Here is a 23,872-nt window from a genome sequence, read left to right on the forward strand (position 1 = left end):
CACGTACGTTCGACGTCCACAAGCCGCCGCCATCACGAGAATGACGCGACACTCGCGTCGTACAGGTGTTTGATTGCGTTCGCTGAACTCCATACGCTGTGCTCATAGCGACAAGCCAAGCAGCGACCACCGACAAGCCCGCCGGCAAGCCCGCCGACAACGACTTCCTCGGAAACACCGGTGCCGCAGCAGGACGCCATAGATAAGGACGCCGACGATGGCCAAGATTCACCAGATGCCAGAGCCAGATGGCAAGGCACTGACCACCCGCCAACGCAAGGTGCTGCAGGTCATCCGCAGTTCAATCGACCGGCGTGGATACCCGCCCAGCATGCGGGAGATCGGCGAAGCCGTCGGACTCACGTCGCCGAGTTCGGTGGCGCACCAGCTCACGATGTTGGAGCGCAAAGGCTACTTGCGTCGGGATCCCATGCGACCGCGTGCGATCGAAGTCGTCTCGCCAGGACAACCCAAGCGCGAGCGGGGCTATCGCGGCAAGGCTGCGGCGAGTGCCGAGCTGGACTCGCCAGTCGATGAAACCGGAATCAACGACGAACGGCCAGAGGCCGAGTACGTGCCTGTCGTCGGCCGTATCGCCGCGGGTGGGCCGATTCTCGCCGAGCAAGCCGTCGAAGATGTCTTTCCCCTCCCCCGGCAACTCGTCGGCGAGGGCGATCTCTTTCTGCTCAAAGTCGTCGGCGATTCGATGATCGACGCAGCCATTTGTGATGGCGACTGGGTGGTGGTTCGGCAGCAGCCCAGCGCGAGCAACGGCGACATCGTGGCGGCGATGCTCGATCACGAGGCCACCGTCAAGACGTTCAAGCGGACTGACGGTCAGGTGTGGCTGCTACCGCATAACGAGGCATACGAGCCCATCGACGGGAACGACGCCACGATTCTCGGCAAGGTCACCGCGGTGCTGCGCCGGGTGTGACCGCTGCCACCAGTTGGGTCAGGGTGGCGCCAAGGGGACTCTCGAGTTTGACGGTCGTTTCGGCGTCGGCCCGGGTCACTCCTTGAGTGATGACCGCAACGGGGATCCGTTCACGCGCCGCGAACCGAGCGAAGCGGAAGCCAGACATCACCATCAGGGATGAGCCGAGCACCAGCAGACACGATGACTCGGCCACGGTGTCAAAACACTTCTGCACCAACGGTTTTGCCACGGATTCGCCAAACATGACGACGTCAGGCTTAAGCCTGTCTGAGCGACACACCACACACCTCGCCGTGGCAAAACCGGCCACCTGCTCGTCGGTCAGGAGCACGTCTCCGTCCGGGCGGATCTGTCCGGTCATGGCCTCACGATCGAAGCGCGGATTTGCCTGTCTGAGCCACTCATCCACGGTTGTCCGCGCGTAGGACTCGCCACAATCGACGCAGACCACGGCATCGAGGGAGCCGTGTAATTCGATGATCTCGTCGGCGCCACCTCGCTGATGCAGGCCATCGACGTTCTGGGTGATGATCCCTGTGGTCAGTCCCAAGCGTTGCAGGTCCGCGACGGCACGATGCCCGTCATTGGGTTCGGCGGCCGCGAACCGGGGGTATCCGACGAACGACCTGGCCCAGTAGCGCTGGCGCGCGTGCGGCGAGGCCAGGAGTTCGCTCACCGTCATGGGCGTCACTCGTCGCTCGCCATCGGCACCTCGATAGCCCGGAATGCCGGACTCGGTCGAGAGGCCAGCACCCGAGAGGATGCAGACCCGGCCTTCGGCGACGAGGTCCACCAGCGCAGCCCACTTCACTGGGTCGCCATCTCCTGGCGATGGAAAGGTCGCACACGGCACGACCTCAGTATCTCCGGTGTGGTCTCGACAAGCTCGACCGGCGTAGGTGCGCTCGACCACAACCCACGCCGGTCGAGTAGGCGAGCGCCCCCTTCCCCACGCCGGTCGAGTAGGCGAGCGCCCCAGCGCGAGCCGTATCGAGACCCCGGCGGGTCTCGACAAGCTCGACCAGCGTTAGAGAGCTAGACCGGCGTTGACGGGCCCGACAACAACCCACGCCGGTCGAGTAGGCGAGCGCCCCAGCGCGAGCCGTATCGAGACCCCCGGCAGGTCTCGACAAGCTCGACCGGCGTTAGAGAGCTCGACCGGCGTTAGAGAGCTCGACCACAACCCACGCCGGTCGAGTAGGCGAGCGCCCCAGCGCGAGCCGTATCGAGACCAAGGCAAGAGGTCTCGACAAGCTCGACCGGCGATAACGGCTCGACCGGCGTTAGAGAGCTCGACCGGCTTGGGTGCGCTCAACCGGCGTAGGTGCGCTCAACCTTCCTGGATGGTAAGACAACTAGACTCTGGTCATGATTGATGCTGCCGGGCTGCGCGTCATGCGCGCCATCGCCGATGAGGGTAGTTTCACGGCTGCGGCCACCGCGCTGGGCTATTCACAGCCGGCGGTGTCCCAGATGGTGCGTCGGCTCGAAGAACGCACGGGCACGGTGCTCGTGGAACGGATTGGGCGAACGGTTCGCCTGACCGAGGCCGGCAGCGTCCTGGCCAAGCACGCCATTCCCGTGTTGGAGGCCCTCGACCGCGCCGAGTGCGAGATCCAATCGATCGCCGGGCTCGAAGCGGGCCGAGTCAGGCTGACGGCGTTCCCTTCGGCCTCCTCGACGTTGGTCCCCCAGGCGCTCGCCTTGGTCAAGAAGCGTTTTCCCGAGATCAAGGTGGTCTTCACCGAGGCGGAACCACCGGGAGCTCTTGAGGCGCTCCGCGCGGGTGAGTGCGATCTTGCGGTCACCTTTGTCTATGACGGGGACGTGCTCCCCAGGGGCGAAAGCGACCTCGATCCCTTCGATGTCACGACCCTCCTGGAGGACGAGGTGCGCCTCGTTCTCCCCGCGTCCCACCCTCTCGCCACCTCCGATCAGGTTGACCTCGCAGACCTGGCGAGCGAATCCTGGATCGCGGGGTGCCCTCGATGTCGGGGTCACCTGGTGTCGTTGGCGCAACGCGCCGGGTTTGAACCTGACGTGGCCATCGAGACTGAGGATTATGTGGCAGTGCTCGCGCTGGTAGCAGCCGGGCTCGGCGTTGCTGTGGTGCCTGAGTTGCTGCTGAAGTCCACACGTAACGATGGCCTCGTGGCCTTGCCGATGTCACCAGCCAACCGCCGTACGGTGCAGGTCGTGACGACGCCCGACCTGCGCCGAGTGCCAGCGGTTGAGGCAACGCTTCAGGCGCTCACTGAGTCGGCCAAGCTGGCGATGTAGCAGGCCGCTTAGCCCTTCCGCGTCACGGCGGAAATCCGCCCTGCCTGGTCCACCAAGGCGATGTCGCCTTGGCGGTCAGTCCGCAGCACCTGCGAGCCCGACTGATGCAGCGAAGTCAACAACGCAGGAGCGGGGTGCCCGTAGTCGTTGCCGGCGCCCACGCTGATGACGGCGTACGGCGCGCTGAGGTCACGTAGCAGCCGTGGCTCATGGTTGGCGGAACCATGGTGGGCAACCTTGACGACATCGACAGGACGCGGGTCATTGCGCAGCGCGAGCGCACGAGCCACCTGGAACTGAGCTTCGCGTTCTGCATCGCCGAGGAGCACCAATCGGACTTCCCCGACTCGTACGTCGAGCACAACCGACGCGTTGTTTTGAACCGAGCCGGTCCGGATCGTCCGACCCGGCCAGATGACCCTGGCCCGAACGCCTGCCCACCCCAGGTCATCGCCGGCATTGACCTCAGTGGTCGGTACGCCATGCGCGGCCGCGACCCGTGTCACCATCGGCTCCAGCGAACCCTGCTCGCCTTCGCCGCCTTCGTCGCCGTCGACAGAGGTGGTGATGATCTGTCCAACCTCCCGACCGTCGAGCACGCCGGGGAGTCCCGCCACGTGGTCGGCATGGAAGTGCGTCAAGACCACAGCATCGATGGTGTGAACCTCCAGGTCGTCCAGGCAGCGGTCCATCGACGTCGGGTCCGGCCCGACATCCACCACCACGACGCGGCCCGGGCCCGTCCTGATGACGCCTGCGTCGCCTTGCCCGACTTCGCACGCGACGAACACCCACCCGGGCGCTGGCCACCCTGGTTGCGGTAACGGCCAGGCTGCGGCTGCCAGCACGACCGTCAGCGCCACCACGACCGCGGGATAACGGCGCACATGCGCGATCAACCACGTGCCGCACAGCACCACCCCGGCCGTGATCAACGCGAGCGCCACCGCTCCCCACGTGGTGCCCGGCCAGGGCAGCATCCCGCCTGGAATTGCGGCGCCGCTGTGCGCGATCTGTGCGATCGCCTCGGTCGGTAGCGCAGCCAGCCACCCCACGGCAGCAGCCACCGGCAGGACGACTGGCGCCACCAACACCACCAGCACACCTGCCACCGTGGCGGGTGCCACGAGCGGGGCCGCCAGCAAATTGGCCGGGATGCCCACCAGCGGGATCGCGCCTTGCAACACCACGATGATCGGAGTGCACATCACCTGGGCAGCGACCGGGATCGCGACCGGCTCGCCAAGCCACGCCATCCGATCCGGGAGCCGGTCAGCGAACCAGGCTCCCCACGGCCTAGCAAAGAGCACCAGTCCCAACGTGGCCAGAACCGACAAGGCAAATCCGTACGATCGCGCGAGCCACGGGTCGAGGATCAGCAGAACAACCACCGCGCCACCCAAGGCGGGTGCAGCGGCCCGCGGGCGACCGGCAGAGGTCGCCAGCAGGCCCACCAGACCCATCACCGCGGCTCGAGCAACGCTCGGCTCAGGTCGGCACAACAGCACGAACAGGCCCAAAGCGACGAGACAGATGGGGACCCGCGCGCGCCGTGGGACACGCAGCCAACCGCATACCCACAGCACCGACAACAGCACGATCGTGACGTTGGTGCCGCTCACGGCGGTCAGGTGAGTCATGCCGGTTGTCCGCATGTCGTCGCTCAAATTCGGGGGTACCCGCGACACATCACCGATGACCATGGCGGGAGTGAGGCCGCGCGCATCTGCGGGTAGTGATGCCGTCGCGTCTCTCAGGTCAGTTCTAAAGAGCTCAACTCCTCGCAGCAGCGCAGGCGCAGCCGAGATCTTCTGCGGAGAACCGATCGGGTTCAGAACCGCACTGACATCAGCGCCTTTCTCGGCCTCGGACAGGCGTCCGCGCACCTGCACCGTGTCCTTCCAGCGCAACTCGTTCCACCGCCGGTCGGCGAAAATCAGCACGGTGGCCCTCACCGGCGTGACCAGGCCCCGCCCTTCGACGCGGGTCACCGCCAGCCGGACGACGACCAGATCATCGGTCTGCCTCTGACTGGTGCCATCCCGTGGCTGCACGATGCGCGGATCGGCGGCCAGCGCACCGGTCAGGGACACGGTGGCCCGCTGCGCGGCCAACTCCTCGATCGGTCCGACAGCACGCATCACCAGATGCAGCCCGGTCGAGACCGTCAGCAGGCTGGCCAACGCGAGGCCGAGGGCGATCGTCCGTCGTCGCAGGGTTGATCGCCGTAGGAAGAGCGCCGCCGCGAAGCCAAGGCTCGCACCGCCCACCAAGAGCCACCACCACGGCAGGCTCAGACACAGGGCCACTAACGCCCATCCGATCAGAGCCGGCAGCAGAAGTCGGACGTCGAGTCGTGCCGCGCGGTCGAGCACCTCACACGGCGACGTGTGGCCGCAGTTGGGCGAGCATCTTTTCTCCAATTCCACTCACTTCGGTGAGTTCATCGACCGAGGTGAACTGACCATTGTCGGTCCGCCATTGCACGATGCGCCCGGCGATCACTGGGCCGACCCCCGGCAGTTGCTCCAGTGCGCTCGCATCGGCCTGGTTGAGGTTGACCGGCGCCCCCGGAACTCCCCCCGGGGTGCCGCCATCACCACTGTCCGCGCCCGAGGGTGTGCTGCCCGGTGGTGCAGCCGAACCTGCCGCGCCAGGGGCCGGGCTGAGCTCTTCGCCCGGCTTCGGCACGGCAACTTGTTCTCCGTCGGTGACCGGGCGGGCGAGATTGAGTCGGGCAAGATCAGCGCCGGAGCGTGCTCCCCCGGCCGCCTTCAGCGCATCGCTCACGCGGGCACCTGGCGACAAGGTCACTACTCCCGGCCGCGCCACTTGCCCGACAACATGGACGAGCATGGTGGTCGGGGTCGTCGCTGTCGGGCCGGACGGCGTCGAGGGGCTCGCCTGGGCCGGAGCATCGGCGCGGCCGCGCGGCGTGCCCTGCACTGCACTGTTCTCCGCTGCGGCGACCGGGCGTGGTTCACTCGTCGCGCGCATCCACAGCACTCGCCCACCCAGCACGGCACCCACCATGAGGACGAGCACCAACACGGCGACCACCGCGAGCCGTCCCGGAGCCAGGACCGAGTCCTGGAGGCTGCGCGGCGGCCGAATCAGTGGGGTGTGTGGGCGAATAGCGTCATCGGGTCGCTGCCGCAGGTGGCGTGGACCTGAGTCATCCGACGCCGAGGAGACATTCGCCTGGGACCGCCGCTGTATGCGCTCGGACGACGTTGCCCGGCGCCCTCGATCCGTTGGCTCCTCCGGAGTCCATCCCCCCGTTCGACGTGCCCGATCAACCTCATCCAGGACCGCAGCAAGTCGATCGGGGGGCATTGATTGACCGCGCCGCGGCGCACTTCCTCCGGTCGAACTGCTCATGACCACCACGCTATGGAGTAGTCCAAGCAGCCGCAGCGGCCAGGAAGCAACCTGTGGATAACCCGATTGGTGCCACCGGACGTGTGGACAAGGCTGACGCCACCCTCATCCGTCTAAGGCGGTGGCCCCGATCGTGGGCGGCAACGTGCGGACGCGAGGGCTCACGACCGTACCGATCGTGCCCGGTCCAACATGCGCGGCCACGACAGCGTCGAGTCCGACCAGATGCACGTCGACCGAGGCTCCGAGTCTGGCTATCAAACGGTCGCACAGGGCCTCGGCACGGTCGGCAGCGTCGAGATGCTGCACGGCAATATCGATCCCCTCAGGGCTCTCCCCTCGGTTCTCCACCTGTTCCACCGTGAGTTCCTCGAGTCGAGCCAGTGCCTTGCCTGACGTGCGCACCTTCTCCAACGGTCCGACGGTGCCGTCTTGGAGCACGAGCAACGGCTTGATCGCCAGGGCCGACCCGACGAATGCGGAGGCACGACCAATCCGGCCACCGCGGCGCAAGTAGTCCAGGGTGTCGACGTAGAACGTCGTCGAACTTCCGTCGGCCCTTCGGCGGGCACCGGCAGCGGCAGCTGTCACTGTGCCGCCGGATGCCAGGATCTCGGCAGCCGACAAGACGGCGAAACCCAGGCCCATCCCCAAAGAGCGGGAATCGACCACCTCGACCGGGACGTCCACTTCTGCGGCCGCGAGCTGTGCCGACCCCACGGTTCCGGACATTTCGGCCGAGAGATGGATCGACAGAATGTGATCTGCGCCTTGACGGGCCAGGTCGTCATAGGCATCGATAAAGTCGCCGACCGACGGCTTCGACGTCGAAACCCACTTGTGCTCGCGCAGGGCATTCGTCACCTCAGTGACGTCCATGTCAACGCCTTCGACGTAGGACTCACCATCCACAAGGAGGTGCATACGCACCAGTCGGATCGCGTTCTGCGCCACGAGTTCCGACGACAAGCAGGCTGTCGAGTCGGTGACCAACGCCAGCATGGTGCGAACCTACCCCGCCACGATGCTGACCAGTTTGGGAGCACGCACGATCACCTTGCGTATCGCCTTGTCTCCCAGGGAGATCTGCACCCGCTCATGGGCTAGCGCCGCCGCCTCCAGGTCCGCGTCGGAGATATCTGGAGCGACCTCGATCCGAGCGCGCACCTTGCCCTGGATCTGGACGACGCAGGTCACCGTCTCGGCCACCAGCCACTGCTCCTGCGGTTCAGGGAAGGACGCGAAAGCCACCGAGCCTTCGTGGCCGAGCCGCTGCCACAGCTCCTCGGCCATGTGCGGAGCCAACGGTGAGACCATCGTGACAATCGCCTCAGCGACCTCCCGTGGAACGGAATCCGCCTGGGTCAGCGCGTTATTCAACTCGGTGATCTTTGCGACCGCCGTGTTAAATCGCAGCTCGTCATAGTCGTCGCGCACACCGGCGATCGTGGTGTGCAGCAACCGATTGAGGGCGTCGCCCGGGGCGGCGTCAACGACCCGCAACTCGCCAGTGGACTCATCGACCAGGTTGCGCCAGATGCGCTGCAAGAACCGTTGTGACCCCACCACAGCACGGGTCTCCCAGGCGCGTGACTGGTCCAGCGGCCCCATCGACATCTCGTAAACCCGGAAGGTATCGGCTCCGTACTGGTCGCACATTTCGTCCGGGGTCACGACGTTTTTCAGCGACTTGCCCATCTTGCCGTATTCACGGGTGACGGCCTGGCCGTTCCAGGTCCAGCTCTCCCCGTCCTCGCCGACCTCAACTTCGGTTGCAGGCACCGGCTGCCCTCGGTGGTCGCGAAAGGCGAAGGCCTGTACGTAGCCATGGATGAATAGCCGTCGGAAGGGCTCCTCTGAGGACACAAAGCCCAGGTCGTGCAACACCTTGTGCCAGAAACGCGAATACAGCAGGTGCAGCACCGCGTGCTCGGCGCCGCCGATGTAAAAATCAACGCCACCGGGGTCGTTGGCCACGCCCTCGCCTTCACCTCGGCCGGGACCCATCCAGTAGTTCTCGACGTCCGGATCGACCACTCGCTCGTGATTGCCAGCATCGGTGTATCGCAGCTCATACCAACACGATCCGGCCCAGTTGGGCATGGTGTCGGTCTCACGGCGGTACGTCTTGCGGCCCTCCCCCAGGTCCAACTCGACCTCGACCCACTCGGTGGCTCGGGACAGCGGGGACTCCGGCTCGGACTGCGCATCGTCCGGTTCGTAGGTCTTTGGCGAGTAGTCCGCGACCTCAGGCAACTCGACCGGCAACTGATCATCCGGGACGGCATGGGCGTGTCCGTGCTCGTCATAAACGATCGGGAACGGTTCACCCCAGTAGCGCTGGCGACTGAACAACCAGTCACGCAACTTGTAGGTGACCGTGCCGTGCCCGGCATTGTCCTTCTCAAGCAACTCAATGACTGCGGACTTGGCTTCGTCAATCTCCATGCCATTCAACGAGATTCGCTCATTGGCGGAGTTGATGATCGCTCCTGGCCCGGTGTAGGCAGTGTTCTCGTCGTGATCCTCCGGCGGCTGGACCGTCCGTACGTGCGGCAGGTCGTACTTCGCCGCGAAGTCCCAGTCGCGCTCGTCTTCCCCCGGCACCGCCATGATCGCGCCAGTGCCATAGCCCATCAGGACATAGTCCGCGGTAAACACCGGAACCGGTTGTCCCGTGACGGGATTCGTCGCGAAGATGCCGGTGAAGACACCCGACTTCTGCTTGTCATCAATCTGGCGGTCCCGCTCAGACTTGCGTGAAGCTGCCCGCTGATAGTCACCCACCGCCTCGGCCGGTGTCGCGGCGCCCCCAGTCCACGCCGCCTTGGTCCCAGTCGGCCACGCGGCAGGGACCGCACTCTCCAAGATCGGGTGCTCCGGAGCGACCACCATGAAGGTCGCGCCAAAGATCGTGTCGGGACGCGTGGTGAAGACCTCCAGGCCCGCGCCACCATCAGTGGAATCCACCGCGAATGTCAGTGCCGCTCCATGAGACCGACCGATCCAGTTGCGCTGCATCGTCTTGATCGACTCCGGCCACGCGACCCGGTCCAGGTCGTCCGTCAGCCGATCGGCATATGCGGTGATCCGCATCATCCATTGCGACAGGTCGCGCCGGAAGACGGGCATATCGCCGCGCTCGGTCAGACCCTCGTTGGTGACCTCTTCGTTCGCCACGACAGTGCCCAGGCCCGGGGCCCAGTTAACGGGAACCTTGCGCTTGTAGGCCAACCGACGAGAGTCGATGGCATCGACTCGCTCGGCCTCGCCCAACTCAGTCCAGGGGCGCCCGTCGGGCGTGGCGACCTCACCGCTGGCGTACGCCTGCTCCAACTCACCGATCGGACGAGCCTTGCCCACTCGCTCGTCGAACCAGGCGTTGAAGATCTGGAGAAAAATCCACTGCGTCCAACGGTAGTAGTCCGGGTCAGTGGTCGCGATCCGACGACGCTGATCGTAGGACAGGCCCAGTTGACGCAGCTGACGCTTGAATGCGGTGATGTTCTGCTCGGTGGTCTTGCGTGGATGCTGTCCCGTCGCAACAGCGTGCTGCTCGGCGGGGAGGCCGAAGGCATCGAATCCCTGGGTGAAGAGAACGTGGAATCCACGGGTGCGCAGGTAACGCGCATAGACATCAGAGGCGATGTACGGCAGCGGGTGGCCGACGTGCAGGCCCGCTCCACTGGGGTAGGAAAACATGTCTTGCACCATGCGCTTGGGGCGCTCGGCCACCCCTGCCTCACCCCATGGGCCGCTTGGGTTGGCGACCTCAAAGGTTCGATCCTCTTCCCACCGGTCCTGCCAGCGCTTCTCGATGGCGTTGGCGAACTCAGGCGTATAGCGGTGCGCGGGAATGTCAGGCATGGATTCCGTCCTCGGAGAGCTTTCGTGCGTCAAATGTGCCGTGGTCGGGCGCGGGCTCACCCATGAGAAAACCCCCCGGCATTCGAGGGGTTTGCCGCGTTGAGGCCCGGATTGGTCAACGCGGCTACGGAAGCTGCTGTTCGTGGTGCATGACGCCTAGATTAGCGCAGGCCCCCGGGTGAGGAACGGGCACGCCGCGGGAGGTGTCCAGACATGACTCGGCCGCCGCCTCGCATCGCGAGGTGGCGGCCGTTGTCAGATCTGGGACTCGAGCTCAGATCTTGTTGAGCTGCTTGGCCATTGCCGACTTCTTGTTGGCGGCCTGGTTCTTGTGAATGACACCCTTGCTCACGGCCTTGTCCAACTTCTTGGACGCGGTGGTGAGGGCCTCAGTCGCCTGTGTCTTGTCTCCGGTGGCGGCAGCCTCCCGGAACTTACGGATCCACGTACGCAGTTCGGCCTTGTAGGCACGGTTGCGCTCAGTACGGATCGCGTTGGTCTTGATCCGCTTCATCTGCGACTTGATGTTTGCCACGAAAACTCTTTCTCGGTGTACGTCAGTGTCAGTGAGGGCGTTCCTTCGCTCGCTCGGATGAGGGGTGGGGATCCCAGGCGATGAACGAAGCGAAAATACTGGTGCGAGCACCCCAGCCGCGGGCGCACGCAGGCCATCACGGTAACAGTGCAGCGACCTGTGCCCCAAAACGACGAGAAAGCCGCTACCCGGCTTGGCGCTGCCGGGTGATCTCCAGGACGACTCGCTCGACGGCGTACACCGGGTCACGGCCACCGCCTTTGACGTCGAAGTCGGCTGCGGCGACCGCTTGAATGGCCCGTCCGAGGCGCTCACCGTCCCACCCACGCGAGGCCGCGCGCGCCCGATCAACTTGCCAGGGCGCCATGCCCAGATCTTTTGCGAGATCGACCGAACGGCTCCGACCAGCGCTGGCGACGCGGGCAATCTGTCGCAGTTGGCTGGCAAGCACCGCCACCACGGGAACCGGGTCCAGTCCACTGGCAAGCGCGTGACGCAGCAACCTCAGCGCCTCGGCGGTGTCGCCCGCAATGGCCGCATCAGCGACGCGGAACCCCGTCGCTTCGACCTTGCCACCGTGATAGCGGCCCACGAGTGCTTCGTCGATGAGCCCCTCGGTGTCATCGACCAATTGCTCGCACGCTCGGGCCAACTCGCGCAAGTCTTTGCCGACGGCTTCCAGGAGGGCCCGCACGGCATCCGGGGTCGCCTTGCGCCCTCGGGAGCGGAACTCATGGGTCACGAACGCGCTCTTGTCCCGTTCGGATTTAATCGCTGGCGCCTGCACGACGCGCGCCTGCGCCTTCTTGAGGACGTCCAGCGCTCGTTTGCCGCGCTGCCCCCCTTTATGCAGAACAATCAGCATCCCGTCGATGCCCTGCTGGACCAACTTCACGATGTCCTCGATGAGCTCGTCGGTGCCCTCATCAAGGCCTCGCACCACGACGACCTTCGTGCCACCAAACAAACTGGGGCTGGTGTGAATGATCAAACTGCCGGCCTCATAGGTCCGGCCGTCCAGCCTGATGACCTCCGCCTGAGCGTCTTCCTGCTTGGCGGCCGCGACCGCCTCGGCAAGGGCACGCTCGGCCAACACCTGCTCAGGCCCCGTGATGAGCACAAGGTGCGGAAGACTCATAGGTGAAGCCTGCCACGCAGGACTGACAGCGTGCTCAGGACTCCAGTGAGATCTGCAGTTGGTCGGCCCGCGCCGCAACGTCCTCGGGCGACATCTCCAGGTGATCAGCGACCTCGGCCAACGTCAGGCCCATGTCGGCTCCGTCGCGCAGTTCCTCGTCGGCCTCGTCGTTCCAGGCGGCGCCAGGCGTCGGGACCTCTGTCGGTGGGTGGTCGGCACGGGTGCCTGCCAAGCCGCGCAGGGCAGGCGCCTCGACGCCCACGATGGGCGCCGCGGTCTGGTCGAGGCGTCCTAGCGCCTTCAACACCAGAGTGCGATCCGTCGTCGGCCAAAACGGCGGAAGCGAGCGCTGCAAAAACCCCGCATATCGCGCGGTCATCATGCGCGAGTCAAGGAAGGCGACCACGCCGCGATCGCTCGACCGGCGTACGAGTCGACCCGCGCCCTGCGCAAGTCGAAGGGCCGCGTGGGTCGCCGACACCGCCATGAAACCGTTCCCGCCCATCTTGGCGATGGCCTGGGAGCGCGCCGAGGCCAGGGGATCATCCGGCCGGGGGAACGGGATGCGGTCGACGATGACCAGCTGACATGCGGATCCGGGTACGTCGACCCCCTGCCACAACGACATCGTGCCGAATAGACAGGTCGCTGCGTCACTGGCGAACTCGCGTACCAGTGTTGGCAATTGGTCATCGCCCTGACACAGAACGGGAATGTCGTCGCCGAAACGATGTCGCATTTCTTCGGCCGCGGCCTCGGCAGCGCGGCGCGAGGAGAACAGGCCGAGGGTTCGGCCACCTGCCGCGCGGATGAGGGCTTCGATCTCATCCATGGTTTGCGGCGCCATCCCATCGCGGCCAGGCGCCGGGAGGTGCTGCGCGACATAGGCCATGGCCTGCTGTGGGTAGTCAAAGGGTGAACCCACATCGAGTCCCTGGTAGGCGGGCCCACCCTCGCCCCGTAGCCCGAGCTGGCCGGCGACGGCGTCGAATGACCCTCCGAGTTCCAAGGTCGCAGACGTCAGCACGATGGTCCGGTCACCAAAAAGCTTGTCGCGCAACAACATGGCCACGCTCATGGGTGCGACCCGCAACGACTGGCCGCGGCGCTGGTCCTGGGACAGCCAGGTCACGTCGAGCTCGCGTTGCTCCAGGATGCGTTCGGCGTGATCGAAAATCTCATCGACCGCTGCGCGAGCGACCTGGCGTCCGGCGTCGTTTTCCGCGGCGCTGCTCGGCTTGAGCTCACTCTGCAGGTCCCGCGCACAATCACGAACATGTGCAAGCGCGTCAGCCAGTGCATCCGGAAGCCCCATGAGCCGACCCTCGGTGAGGCCCTGCATGGTCTGCTCGAGCCCTTCGCCAGCGTCGGTCAGGGCGTCGGTCTGCGCCATCCGGCCCACCCGTTTGGCAGCACCGTTGATCATTCCGGACGACATCTCGTCCGTGACCGTTGAGGTGACCCGGTCCACCAGTTCGTGCGCCTCATCGACCACCAACAAGTCATGCTCCGGGAGCATCTGGCGACCTTCGAACGCATCAATGGCCATGAATGCATGGTTGGTCACCACGATGTCGACGTCCTTGGCAGCCGCTCGCGCTTCCTCGACGAAGCACTCCCCCACCATCGGGCACTTGTTGCCGAGGCACTCTTGCGCTGACACCGAAACCTGGCGCCAGGCGCGTTCGGAAACCCCGGGAACGAGCTCATCGCGGTCACCGGACTCCGTCTCCTGTGCCCACTCGCGCAGCCGAACCACTTCCTGGCCCAGCTTGCCTGCGGCGGCGTCCACGTCTCCGACGGAGAACAGGCCCTCTTCCTCTGGGTAGCCACCGGCAAGTTTGTGTTTGCACACGTAATTGCGTCGGCCTTTGACCAGTGCGTAGGTCGGGCGCCGGTCGAGCAACGGCTGGAGTGCCGAGGCGATCCGGGGTAGGTCCCGGTCCACGATCTGCGCTTGGAGGGCGAGGGTCGCCGTCGCCACCACCGAGGGTCGACCTTGAGCTTGTGCGTGGGCGATCGCAGGAACCAAATAGGCCAGTGACTTTCCGGTCCCCGTGCCTGCCTGGACGAGGAGGTGCTCCCCACTTTTCGTGGAGGCCTCCACGGCGTGAGCCATCTGCACCTGACCCGGCCGTTCGCTACCACCAACGCCTGCAACCGAGGCATGAATCAACTCATCAAGGGCGGGCGACGGCATGCTCATCAGCCTATTCGCTGAACCCACCTCACACCGAGGACGCCCCACGGCGTGTGGACAACTCCCGTCTATCCTCCTGATGGTTGCCAGTCGCGACCCATCCGCCGACTGCGCGTCTCCGAACTACCCGCTGAGTCCAGTGACATGCCCAAGGAGCCGTTCATGCCAAACCCAACCCGCGTCGCCGTCATCGGCAGTGGGGTGTCTGGCCTTGTCGCCGCCTATGTGCTGTCCCGCACCCACGCGGTGACCCTTTATGAGGCGGACGTCCGCGCGGGCGGCCATAGCCATACCCACGACGTCACACTGGGATCGCAGACCCTCCAGATCGATAGCGGATTCATCGTCCACAACGACCGCACCTACCCCACGCTGCTACGCCTGTTTGCTGAACTCGACGTGCCCACCCAAGCCACTGACATGTCGATGTCGGTATGGCACGAGCGCGACCGAATCTCCTACGCCGGCGGCCGCGGAGCCAGCGGGATTTTTGCCGATCCGCGCACTGTGACCAGGCCCGCCTACCTGCGCATGTTGCGGGACGTACGCCGGTTCCACCAGGCCGCCCGTACCTTCTTGGACGGCGACAGCGGAGCCAACCCTGACACTTCCCTGCGAGACTGGCTGGCACCCCAGAAGTTCTCGTCAGCCTTCACTGAGTGGTTCATCCAGCCCTTGGTCGCCGCCGTGTGGTCGTGCGATCCCGAGCACTCACTGGACTATCCCGCACGGTCCCTCCTGACCTTCCTGGATCACCACGGGATGCTGACCGTGACCGGTTCACCCACGTGGCGCACCGTCGTCGGTGGTTCTCGCGTTTATGTCGACCGTGTCCTGGCTCATATCGACGAAGTGAAGTTGTCGACCCCTGTCGCCAGCGTGCGCCGTACCGCCTCTGGCGTCGAGGTCACCGCTCGCGATGGCCACACCGCCGAATACGCCGCCGCGGTCGTCGCCACTCACCCACACCAAGCACTGTCGATGTTGGCGGAACCAACAGCGAGCGAGCAGGCCGTGCTGGGCGCCATCACCTACTCGGTCAACCAGGCACAGTTACACACCGACGACTCGGTCCTTCCACGGCGCCGCGGCGCCCGCGGGTCGTGGAACTACCTCATCCCCAAGACCCCGACCGACGGCGTCCTCGTCAGCTATGACCTCACCCGACTAATGCGGTTGCCGAGCCCGGACGGGAAGCGAGTTCTGGTGACTCTCAATGGTTCTCGTCGGATAGACCCAGATCGGGTGATCGCTGAGATGACCTATGAGCACCCGCTCTACACCACCGAATCAGTCGCGGCGCAACAAAAACTCCCCGGACTTTCCGACGACCGCATTGCGTTTGCCGGCGCCTACCACGGGTGGGGCTTCCACGAGGATGGTGCGCTGTCCGGGCTGCGTGCCGCGGAGCGACTTGGCGGCGCCTGGTGACACCGACACCCGTACTCACGACCGTCCGGCACACGCGGACCGCGCCCATTCGACACGACTTCAGTTATCCCGGGTGTAGTTGGTTGATCGATCCGGCTCGGGTCGACTCCTTGCCCTTATGGACCCGACCGTTCGTCAGTTTTCGGGCGAAGGATCACCTCGGAGACCCTGAGCAGGACTGGCATACAAACGTGGTGTCGTTCGCCCGCGAACGCGGCGTCGACCTCACCCACGGACGGATGGTGGCCCTCACCGGAGCGCGCACCCTCGGCCATGTCTTCAATCCGCTGACGGTCTATTGGTGTTGGGACGCCGAGGAGTCGCTTGCCTGCGTGATCGCCGAAGTGCACAACACCTACGGCGAGCGCCACGCCTACCTCGTGCGACCGGATGATCGAGCCCGAGCAGAGGTCGACAAGGCCTTCTATGTTTCCCCGTTCAATGACACCTCGGGCTATTACTCGATGTCCCTTCCACCCCCTGACGACACCGTCGATGTACGCATCACCCTGCACCGCGACGGCGCACCGCCATTCGTCACCAGGTGGCAGGGCCGCCGCGCAACCCGCCGCGATGTCGGTCGGATTTTGCTCCGCCTGCCGCTAGCCCCTCATCTGGTATCCCTGCGCATCCGGCGCCACGGGATCGTGCTGTGGCTACGCGGCCTCACCATCCAACCTCGTCCGCCCCACCTCCCCCAGGAGCCAGCATGACCACCCTGTCCGCAGGCCCACCGCGCATCATTGTTGACCCAGAGCGGTGGCCCGACGTCGCGCGGGTTCCGTTGAGCATCAAGGCTCGTACCGCCGCGTGGGCAACCTGGGGCATCTTTCGTAAGACTGTGGGAGAACTCGCGGTCCGTGTCGTCCTGCCCGACGGTTCGGTCATGGGCGGAGCGCGTGATGAAGTTGGCGCTCCCACCATGCACCTGCACCGACCGGAGGCCTTCATGCGACGGGTCGGCTCCGCTGGCCTGATCGGATTCGGAGAGTCCTATCTGGCTGGCGAATGGGATTCGGAGGATCTTGCCGGGTTGATCGCCGCCTTTGCGACGGGCATCGATGCGCTAGTACCTGCCCCGCTGAAGCGGATGCGCTCGTTCTATCTGGCCACCCAGCCTCGGGCAGACCGGCCGACTCCAGAGAACTCACGCAGCAATGTTGCGCGTCACTACGACCTGTCGAACGAGATGTTCGCCCTGTTCCTCGACTCGACGATGACCTACTCGTCGGCGCTCTTCGACAACCCATCCGATGACCTGGTCACCGCCCAGCACAAGAAGATCGATCGGATGCTCGACGAGGCCAAGGTCGGGCCGGGAAGCGCCGTCCTCGAAATTGGCACGGGCTGGGGCGAACTCGCGCTGCGCGCAGCGGCTCGCGGAGCCAAGGTGCACAGCGTGACGCTCTCTGAAGAGCAGCAATCGTTGGCGCGCAACAAGATCGCCGATGCTGGGTATGCGGACAACGTCGATATCGAGTTGGCTGACTATCGCACCCTCACGGGAACCTACGACGCCGTCGTCAGCGTGGAGATGATCGAAGCAGTCGGCCTGGACTTCCTGGACGAGTACTTCTCCATCATTAACAACGTGTTGGCTCCGGGCGGCGTCGCCGTCATTCAGGGCATCACGATGCCCCACCATCGCGCGTTGGAGACCAAGGACGGCTACACCTGGATCCATAAATACGTCTTCCCGGGTGGCGCCCTTCCCTCCTCCGAGATGCTCGCCGCGTCGGCTACCCAGGCTGGTCTTACACCGATCAACAACCTGTCAATGGGGCTGAGCTATGCCGAAACGCTCAGCCGGTGGGCAGACCAATTCAGCTGCGTACCAAACGAATTGGAAGCCCTCGGGTTCGATGAAGTCTTCCGCCGCATGTGGTCCTTCTACCTTCGCTACTCAGAGGGCGGCTTCCGCGCGGGCTATCTCGATGTCCAACAGCTCACCTACCGCAAGGGGGCGTGATGGCGACGGCAGTCGCGACGCAACTTGAGGAGCTTCTTCGTCCGCTGGTCAAAGGCGATCTCCCGGTGCGCCTTGAGGCGTGGGACGGAAGCACCGCCGGGCCAGCCGATGCACCTGTGGTTCGGCTCAACTCGCCTCGCGCGCTCCAGCGAATCCTTTGGAGCCCAGGCGAACTCGGCGCCGCCCAGGCGTATGTCACGGGCGATCTGGACATTGATGGTGACCTCACGCAAGGCCTCCACCATCTGTGGGCAGTCGTGCGCGAGCGCAACCTGTCGGCGGTCCGCCCCACGCCGGGCATGCTGGTCAACGCTGCCCGCACGGCCCGCCAATTAGGCGCATTTGGCCCACGCCCATCGCTTCCAAAGACCCAGATCGCGGTCCGCGGGCGGCTGCACTCCAAGCGCCGCGACCGGGAGGTCATTCACCACCACTACGACCTGTCCAACGCGTTCTACTCACTCATCCTCGATGCCCACATGGCCTACTCGTGTGCCTATGTCACCGGCGCCGACCTCGCGGGCTCGGAGACTGCGGACTACACCCTTGAAGACGCTCAGGCCGACAAACTCGACCTGGTCTGCCGCAAGGTCGGACTGGACACTCGAACGGGGATGCGCTTTCTCGACATCGGGTGCGGCTGGGGTTCGCTCAGCCTCTATGCCGCGGAGCATTTCGGGGCGCAGGTGACCGGTGTGACGATCTCACGCGAGCAGAAGGCCTATATCGACGGCGAGATTGACCGTCGCGGCTTGGGCTCGCTGGTCGAGATTCGGTTGCAGGACTATCGCGATATTTCCGACCCGCCCTTTGATGCCGTGGCCTCGCTTGAGATGGGCGAGCATGTGGGCGAACGCAATTACGCGACCTATGCCGAGACGCTTGCCCGGTGCGTACGCCCAGAGGGCCGGGTGCTCATCCAGCAGATGTCGCGCTCTGGCAATCGCAATCGCGGTGGTGGCCCCTTCATTGAGAGCTTCATCGCCCCGGACATGACCATGCGGCCGATCGGCGAGACGCTCAACTTGCTGGAAGCCGGAGGGCTCGAGGTACGCGACGTGCATGCACTGCGCGAGCACTACGTCTGGACCGTACGCGCCTGGCAACAACGGTTCGAGCAGCACCGAGCCGAACTGACGAAACTGGTCGGGCCAGAGGTCATTCGCGTGTGGGACCTTTACCTCGCCGGTGGACTCTTGAGCTTTGAACAGGCCAGGATGGGGGTCGACCAGATTCTCATGGTGCGGCGCGATCACGGACCGTCATCCCTTCCCGCCGTCCGACCCACCTCCTGGAGTACCGCTCGTGCGTGATTTCGCTCTGCTCAGCCTCACCTGCCTCCTTGTCTTGGCGCTTCTTCAGGCTGTGACCTACGCGATCGGGCGCCGAATCGGACGGTTCAACGTCGTTGACGTCGTGTGGGGCTACGGCCTTGCGGTCGTCGCGGTGCTGGCTGCGCTGATTGGAACTGGCGAAGGAGCCCGGCCGTGGGTCGCTGCGGCGATCGTGGGGGTGTGGGGAGTTCGTCTCAGCACCAACATTTGGATTCGGTCACGTGGGAAGGGCGAAGATCCTCGATACACCGAGTTCCTTGAGGGCGCGAGCCCTGCGCAGATTGTGGGCAAGGTGTTTGTCACCCAAGGCCTCGCGCAGTGGTTCATCTCCCTGCCCGTGCAGGTCATCGCGGCGACCGGACCTGCCACCGGCATCGGAGTGCCGTTGGCTATTGCTGGTGGAGTCGTGGCCGTGGCAGGTGTCGTGATCGAATCCCTTGCCGACCGGCAGATGGACCAGTTCAAGGCTGATTCATCCCGCCGCGGCCAGATCATGGACGACGGCCTGTGGGGCTGGTCCCGGCATCCGAACTACTTCGGTGACGCGTGTGTGTGGGTCGGGGTCTATCTCATGTCTGCTGCGGTATGGCCTGGCGTTCTGACTGTGCTCTCCCCCGTCGCCATGGTCTACTTCCTCGTCGTCGCGACCGGAGCGCGGCGCCTGGAGCGCCTGATGGCCGAGCGCCCCGGGTACACCGAATACCAAGAGCGGACAAGCTTTTTCGTTCCGCTCCCGCCGCGTCGCGGCTAGGTCTCAGCGCACGAAGCTCGCCAGTTCGCCCTGCAGGGCTGGCGTGACTTTCGCGTGCACATGAGTGCCGTCGGCTTCATGCCGGGTGGAGAGCACCTCCGCCTCATCATGCAGTCGGCTGAGCAGGTCGCCTCGGTCGTACGGCAGCAGCACCTCAACCTCGATGTCGGGCCTCGGGAGTTCAGAGGCGACCAGGGCTAGCAACTCGTCGAGACCTTCGCCCGTACGCGCCGACACCGCGATGGCGTGCTTCTCGTGGCGCAGAATCCGGTCGACCACCTCGGGGTCAGCGAGGTCGGTCTTGTTCACCACGATGACTTCCTTGACGTCGGTGGCGCCGACGTCAGCCAGCACGGCTCGGACGGCCGAGATCTGCGACTCGGGTTCAGCGTGGGAGCCGTCGACGATGTGCAGCAACAGATCGGAGTCAGCGACTTCTTCCAGCGTCGAACGGAACGCTTCCACCAACTGGTGTGGAAGGGCCCGCACAAAACCGACCGTGTCGACCAGGGTGTAGAGGCGACCATCCGCGGTCTCGGCACGTCGAACCGTTGGATCAAGCGTGGCGAACAGCTGGTTCTGGACGAGTACGCCCGCGCCCGTCATGCGATTGAGTAGCGAGGACTTTCCCGCGTTGGTGTACCCAGCGATCGCCACGCTCGGCACATGGTGGGTCTGGCGACTGGACCGTTTGGTGTCGCGCGCGGTCTTCATCGCGGCAATCTCTTTGCGCAACTTGGCCATTCGCGTGTTGATCCGTCGCCGGTCCAACTCGATCTTGGTTTCACCTGGTCCACGCGAACCCATGCCCTGGCCACCAGCGGCCTGGCCACCAGCCTGCCGAGACATCGACTCACCCCATCCGCGCAGGCGGGGAAGGAGGTAGGACAACTGGGCGAGCTCGACCTGAGCCTTGCCCTCCTTGGACTTCGCATGCTGCGCAAAGATGTCGAGGATCAGCGCGGTCCGGTCGATGACCTTGACCTTGACGACGTCTTCGAGGGCGCGCCGCTGGCTGGGGCTCAACTCACTGTCGGCGATGACCGTGTCGGCGCCTTCCGCGATCACCACATCACGAAGTTCTTTGGCCTTACCCGAACCCATCCAGGTGCCCGGGTCGGGTCGGCTGCGGCGCTGAATCACGCCCGCCAGGACCGTGGAACCCGCAGTCTCCGCGAGCGCTGATAGTTCGCGAAGCGAGTTCTCCGCGTCTTCTGCGGTCCCCTCAGTCCAGACGCCCGCAAGGACGACCCGTTCAAGCCGCAACTGGCGGTACTCGACTTCGGTGACGTCCTCGAGTTCGGTCGACAAGCCGCCCACCCGACGTAGGGCCGCGCGCTCTTGCCGGTCAAGCTGTTCGCCGTCGTAGCCGTCGATCAGGAAGCCGTCGGCGTCGTAGCGCGGGTCCCCATCGTTTTCTTCCGCGAGCGCTGCTGCGCGGGCTTTCAGAAGTTCATCATGTGCCGTCATATTGCCTCCAGGGTCTCACCATGGGCGAGCGCGCGCGACTCGGTTTCTGGCGAGAAGGCGAAGATTTCGACAATTCATGCGTATACGTACGAGATTTGTGCCACACTCCTGCCATGACGACAGCGGCCCGTAACGACAGCGAGACCTCCTCCCGGTGGGAGATCGAGACCACGGGGATTGAGGTCATCCCCGATTCCGATCGAACCGCCAAGCCCAGCGACCTCTTCTGGCCTTGGTTCGCCGCCAACGTGTCGGTCTTCGGCATCAGTTATGCGGGCTTCACCCTCGCCTTTGGCATCAGTTTCTGGCAGGCGACCGTGGTAGCGGCCATCGGCATCACGCTGTCGTTCTTGCTGTGCGGGCTCGTCGCGGTCGGCGGCAAACGTGGTTCGGCGCCGACGATGGTGCTCTCCCGCGCAGCCTTCGGCGTCACCGGGCAGAAGGTCCCGGGTGTGGTCTCCTGGCTGGCCTCAATCGGATGGGAGACCTTCCTCGCCATCATGGCGACCCTCGCCACCGCAACCGTGTTCCGAGAGCTCGGCCTGGGTGGGGGCACGATCACCAAAGTCATCGCCTGTGTGGTTGTCGCCACGATGATCGTGCTGGCCTCGATCGCCGGCTATCACCTCATTATCAAGATGCAATCCGTCCTGACCTGGGTGACCGGGCTGGGCACCCTCTCTTATATCGCGCTGACCCTGCACCACGTCGACTGGGCGAAGGTGTCGACCATGCCATCCGGATCGCTGCAAGCGGTGGTGGGTGCCCTGGTCATGATGATGACGGGGTTTGGTCTGGGCTGGATCAACATCTCGGCAGACTGGTCGCGCTATCAATCTCGCGAGACGCCTGCTCGCGTCATCGTCATGTGGAACACGCTCGGAGGCGCCCTGGCGCCGACAGTGCTGGTGACGTACGGCCTGTTGTTGGCCGGATCCGATGACACCCTGTCCCAGCGCATCCAGGGTGACCCGGTCGGCACGTTAGCCACGCTGCTCCCGACCTGGTTCCTCGTGCCGTTCGCCATCGCTGCTGTGCTGGCCTTGGTGAGCGGTGCAGTGCTCGGCATCTATTCATCCGGTCTGACCCTGTTGTCGCTCGGTGTGCGCATCCCCCGACCGGCCGCAGCGGGTATCGACGGACTCATCCTGACGACGGGCACCATCTGGGTCGTCTTCTTTGCCGGGTCGTTCCTGGGCCCGTTCCAGTCTTTCCTCATCACCCTGGGCGTGCCGCTCGCGGGCTGGGCGGGAATCGTGATCGCCGACATCTTTGCCCGCCGGGCCCCCTATGACGAGGCCGCGCTCTTTGATCCGGCCGGGCGCTATGGCGCCTGGGACTGGCGAGCGATCGGCACCCTGGCACTGAGTTCGATCATCGGGTGGGGCCTGGTCATCAACTCCTTCGACGACGCGTCCTTCAACAACTGGCAGGGCTATCTACTCGGACCGCTGGGCCTGGGCGGGCGAGATGGTGACTGGGCGTACGCCAACCTTGGGGTCCTGTTCGCGCTCATCCTCGGGTTCGTCATCAGTTGGGTGGCCAGGCGTGGCACGATCCGGAGCCAGGAGCGTGACCTACTCTGAGGCGGAGGCGATCGGATGGCAGGCAAGAATCAATTCGGTGAGCCGGTGCACCTCACGGTTGGCGAGCGCTCCGTGCGCCTGTCCAGTCCCGACCGGGTCTACTTCCCCGAACTCGGCGCGACCAAGCGCGATCTGGCCGATTACTACCTTGCGGTTGGCGACGGCATCGTGCGCGCGCTGCGGGAGCGACCCTGCATGCTGCATCGGTTCCCCGATGGCATCGCCAGCGACAAGGTGCACCAGAAGCGCGTGCCGCGGGGGGCGCCCGCATGGCTCGAGACGGTCGAGGTGAGTTTTCCGCGCTACCAACGAACCGCTGACGAGCTGTGCGTGACCGAACTTGCCGCCGTGATCTGGGCTGTGCAGATGTCGACCGTGGAATTTCACCCGTGGAACAGCCGGCGCGCCGACACCGAGCGCCCAGACGAGTGGCGGATCGACCTGGACCCCATGCCCGAGGCAGGTTTTGAGCGAGTGCGCCAGGTGGCGTACGCCGCGCAGGAGGTCCTCGACGAGCTCGGCATAGTGGGATTCCCCAAGACCTCAGGCGGCAGCGGCCTGCACGTCTATGTGCGCATCCGGCCGGATTGGGGGTTCGGAGAAGTCCGTCGCGCCGCACTCGCCTTCGCGCATGAAGTTGAGCAACGGCTCCCCCACGCGGTCACCACGACCTGGTGGCGCAAGGATCGCGACCCGACCGCAGTGTTTATCGACTACAACCAGAACGCTCGCGATCACACCATCGCCTCGGCCTATAGCGTGCGTGGAAATGCACGAGCCACCGTCTCGACGCCGCTCACCTGGGATGAGATCGAAGACGTCGAGCCGCAGGACCTGACCATTTCCACGGTGCCGGAGCGGTTTGCCCGGCTGGGCGATCTTCACGAGCAGATCGACGAGGTCCAGCATGACCTCACAACTCTCTTGGAGTGGGCCGACCGAGACGGGCTGGAGGCTACGGACTCACCGGAGTGATCTCGTACCCTCCTC

At 65.0% G+C, this 23,872-nt stretch carries 18 protein-coding genes; 9 read left to right on the forward strand and 9 right to left on the reverse strand.

What is annotated here, in order from left to right; all coding sequences use genetic code 11:
- Positions 1 to 217: 217 nt before the first annotated feature.
- Complete coding sequence (lexA, locus tag F562_RS0107440; protein ID WP_018156318.1) at positions 218 to 937, forward strand: transcriptional repressor LexA; 720 nt, start codon at positions 218 to 220, stop codon at positions 935 to 937.
- On the opposite strand, the gene F562_RS0107445 is transcribed toward lexA, so the two are convergent.
- Complete coding sequence (locus tag F562_RS0107445; RefSeq protein WP_018156319.1) at positions 912 to 1,751, reverse strand: Sir2 family NAD-dependent protein deacetylase; 840 nt, start codon at positions 1,749 to 1,751, stop codon at positions 912 to 914. The genes lexA and F562_RS0107445 overlap by 26 nt on opposite strands.
- A 557-nt stretch (positions 1,752 to 2,308) precedes the next feature.
- Here F562_RS0107445 and F562_RS0107450 point away from each other — a divergent pair.
- Complete coding sequence (locus F562_RS0107450; protein WP_018156320.1) at positions 2,309 to 3,220, forward strand: LysR family transcriptional regulator; 912 nt, start codon at positions 2,309 to 2,311, stop codon at positions 3,218 to 3,220.
- Between the two features lie 8 nt (positions 3,221 to 3,228).
- On the opposite strand, the gene F562_RS18435 is transcribed toward F562_RS0107450, so the two are convergent.
- The 7 genes from F562_RS18435 to F562_RS0107485 form a co-directional block, all read right to left on the reverse strand.
- Positions 3,229 to 5,595: a ComEC/Rec2 family competence protein gene (locus F562_RS18435; RefSeq protein ID WP_018156321.1), complete on the reverse strand. Its 2,367-nt coding sequence runs from the start codon at positions 5,593 to 5,595 to the stop codon at positions 3,229 to 3,231.
- A gap of 1 nt (position 5,596) precedes the next feature.
- Entirely contained in the window at positions 5,597 to 6,601 is a 1,005-nt protein-coding gene (locus tag F562_RS21155; protein ID WP_245553629.1) for a ComEA family DNA-binding protein, read from the reverse strand.
- Positions 6,602 to 6,706: 105 nt separating this feature from the next.
- Positions 6,707 to 7,603, reverse strand: coding sequence for a DegV family protein (locus F562_RS0107465; RefSeq protein WP_018156323.1), 897 nt, complete (start codon positions 7,601 to 7,603; stop codon positions 6,707 to 6,709).
- Between the two features lie 9 nt (positions 7,604 to 7,612).
- Positions 7,613 to 10,468 carry a leucine--tRNA ligase gene (leuS, locus tag F562_RS0107470; protein ID WP_018156324.1) on the reverse strand — a complete coding sequence of 952 codons (2,856 nt, stop codon included), beginning with the start codon at positions 10,466 to 10,468 and terminating at the stop codon, positions 7,613 to 7,615.
- A 274-nt stretch (positions 10,469 to 10,742) separates the two neighbouring features.
- Positions 10,743 to 11,003, reverse strand: a complete 261-nt coding sequence (rpsT, locus tag F562_RS0107475; RefSeq protein ID WP_018156325.1) for a 30S ribosomal protein S20 — start codon at positions 11,001 to 11,003, stop codon at positions 10,743 to 10,745.
- Between the two features lie 184 nt (positions 11,004 to 11,187).
- Complete coding sequence (holA, locus tag F562_RS0107480) at positions 11,188 to 12,141, reverse strand: DNA polymerase III subunit delta (protein ID WP_040385261.1); 954 nt, start codon at positions 12,139 to 12,141, stop codon at positions 11,188 to 11,190.
- A gap of 34 nt (positions 12,142 to 12,175) precedes the next feature.
- Positions 12,176 to 14,347 carry an ATP-dependent DNA helicase gene (locus F562_RS0107485; RefSeq protein ID WP_018156327.1) on the reverse strand — a complete coding sequence of 724 codons (2,172 nt, stop codon included), beginning with the start codon at positions 14,345 to 14,347 and terminating at the stop codon, positions 12,176 to 12,178.
- Positions 14,348 to 14,503: 156 nt separating this feature from the next.
- On the opposite strand from F562_RS0107485, the gene F562_RS0107490 reads away from it, so the two are divergent.
- From F562_RS0107490 to F562_RS0107510, 5 genes are read left to right on the forward strand one after another with little or no spacing between them, the layout of a single operon-like run.
- Positions 14,504 to 15,772, forward strand: coding sequence for an NAD(P)/FAD-dependent oxidoreductase (locus F562_RS0107490; RefSeq protein ID WP_026181090.1), 1,269 nt, complete (start codon positions 14,504 to 14,506; stop codon positions 15,770 to 15,772).
- Entirely contained in the window at positions 15,769 to 16,485 is a 717-nt protein-coding gene (locus F562_RS0107495; RefSeq protein ID WP_018156329.1) for a DUF1365 domain-containing protein, read from the forward strand. The genes F562_RS0107490 and F562_RS0107495 overlap by 4 nt, the downstream gene beginning before the upstream one ends.
- Positions 16,482 to 17,741: an SAM-dependent methyltransferase gene (locus F562_RS0107500; RefSeq protein ID WP_018156330.1), complete on the forward strand. Its 1,260-nt coding sequence runs from the start codon at positions 16,482 to 16,484 to the stop codon at positions 17,739 to 17,741. Before F562_RS0107495 ends, F562_RS0107500 begins: the two co-directional genes overlap by 4 nt.
- Positions 17,741 to 19,054 (forward strand): SAM-dependent methyltransferase, encoded by a 1,314-nt coding sequence (locus F562_RS0107505; RefSeq protein WP_018156331.1) that lies wholly within the window; start codon positions 17,741 to 17,743, stop codon positions 19,052 to 19,054. Before F562_RS0107500 ends, F562_RS0107505 begins: the two co-directional genes overlap by 1 nt.
- Positions 19,047 to 19,826 carry a DUF1295 domain-containing protein gene (locus F562_RS0107510; protein WP_018156332.1) on the forward strand — a complete coding sequence of 260 codons (780 nt, stop codon included), beginning with the start codon at positions 19,047 to 19,049 and terminating at the stop codon, positions 19,824 to 19,826. The genes F562_RS0107505 and F562_RS0107510 overlap by 8 nt, the downstream gene beginning before the upstream one ends.
- A 3-nt stretch (positions 19,827 to 19,829) precedes the next feature.
- Here F562_RS0107510 and hflX read toward each other — a convergent pair whose 3' ends face one another.
- Entirely contained in the window at positions 19,830 to 21,296 is a 1,467-nt protein-coding gene (gene hflX, locus F562_RS0107515) for a GTPase HflX (RefSeq protein ID WP_018156333.1), read from the reverse strand.
- A 113-nt stretch (positions 21,297 to 21,409) separates the two neighbouring features.
- Between hflX and F562_RS0107520 the strand changes: the two genes are divergently transcribed.
- Both F562_RS0107520 and ligD read left to right on the forward strand, forming a co-directional pair.
- A complete protein-coding gene (locus F562_RS0107520; RefSeq protein ID WP_018156334.1) occupies positions 21,410 to 22,882 on the forward strand; it encodes a purine-cytosine permease family protein in 1,473 nt (490 codons plus the stop codon).
- A gap of 15 nt (positions 22,883 to 22,897) precedes the next feature.
- Positions 22,898 to 23,857 (forward strand): non-homologous end-joining DNA ligase, encoded by a 960-nt coding sequence (gene ligD / locus F562_RS0107525; RefSeq protein ID WP_018156335.1) that lies wholly within the window; start codon positions 22,898 to 22,900, stop codon positions 23,855 to 23,857.
- Positions 23,858 to 23,872 lie beyond the last annotated feature (15 nt).

The organism is Demetria terragena DSM 11295, assembly GCF_000376825.1.
In the GTDB taxonomy this organism is placed as follows: Bacteria; Actinomycetota; Actinomycetes; order Actinomycetales; family Dermatophilaceae; genus Demetria; species Demetria terragena.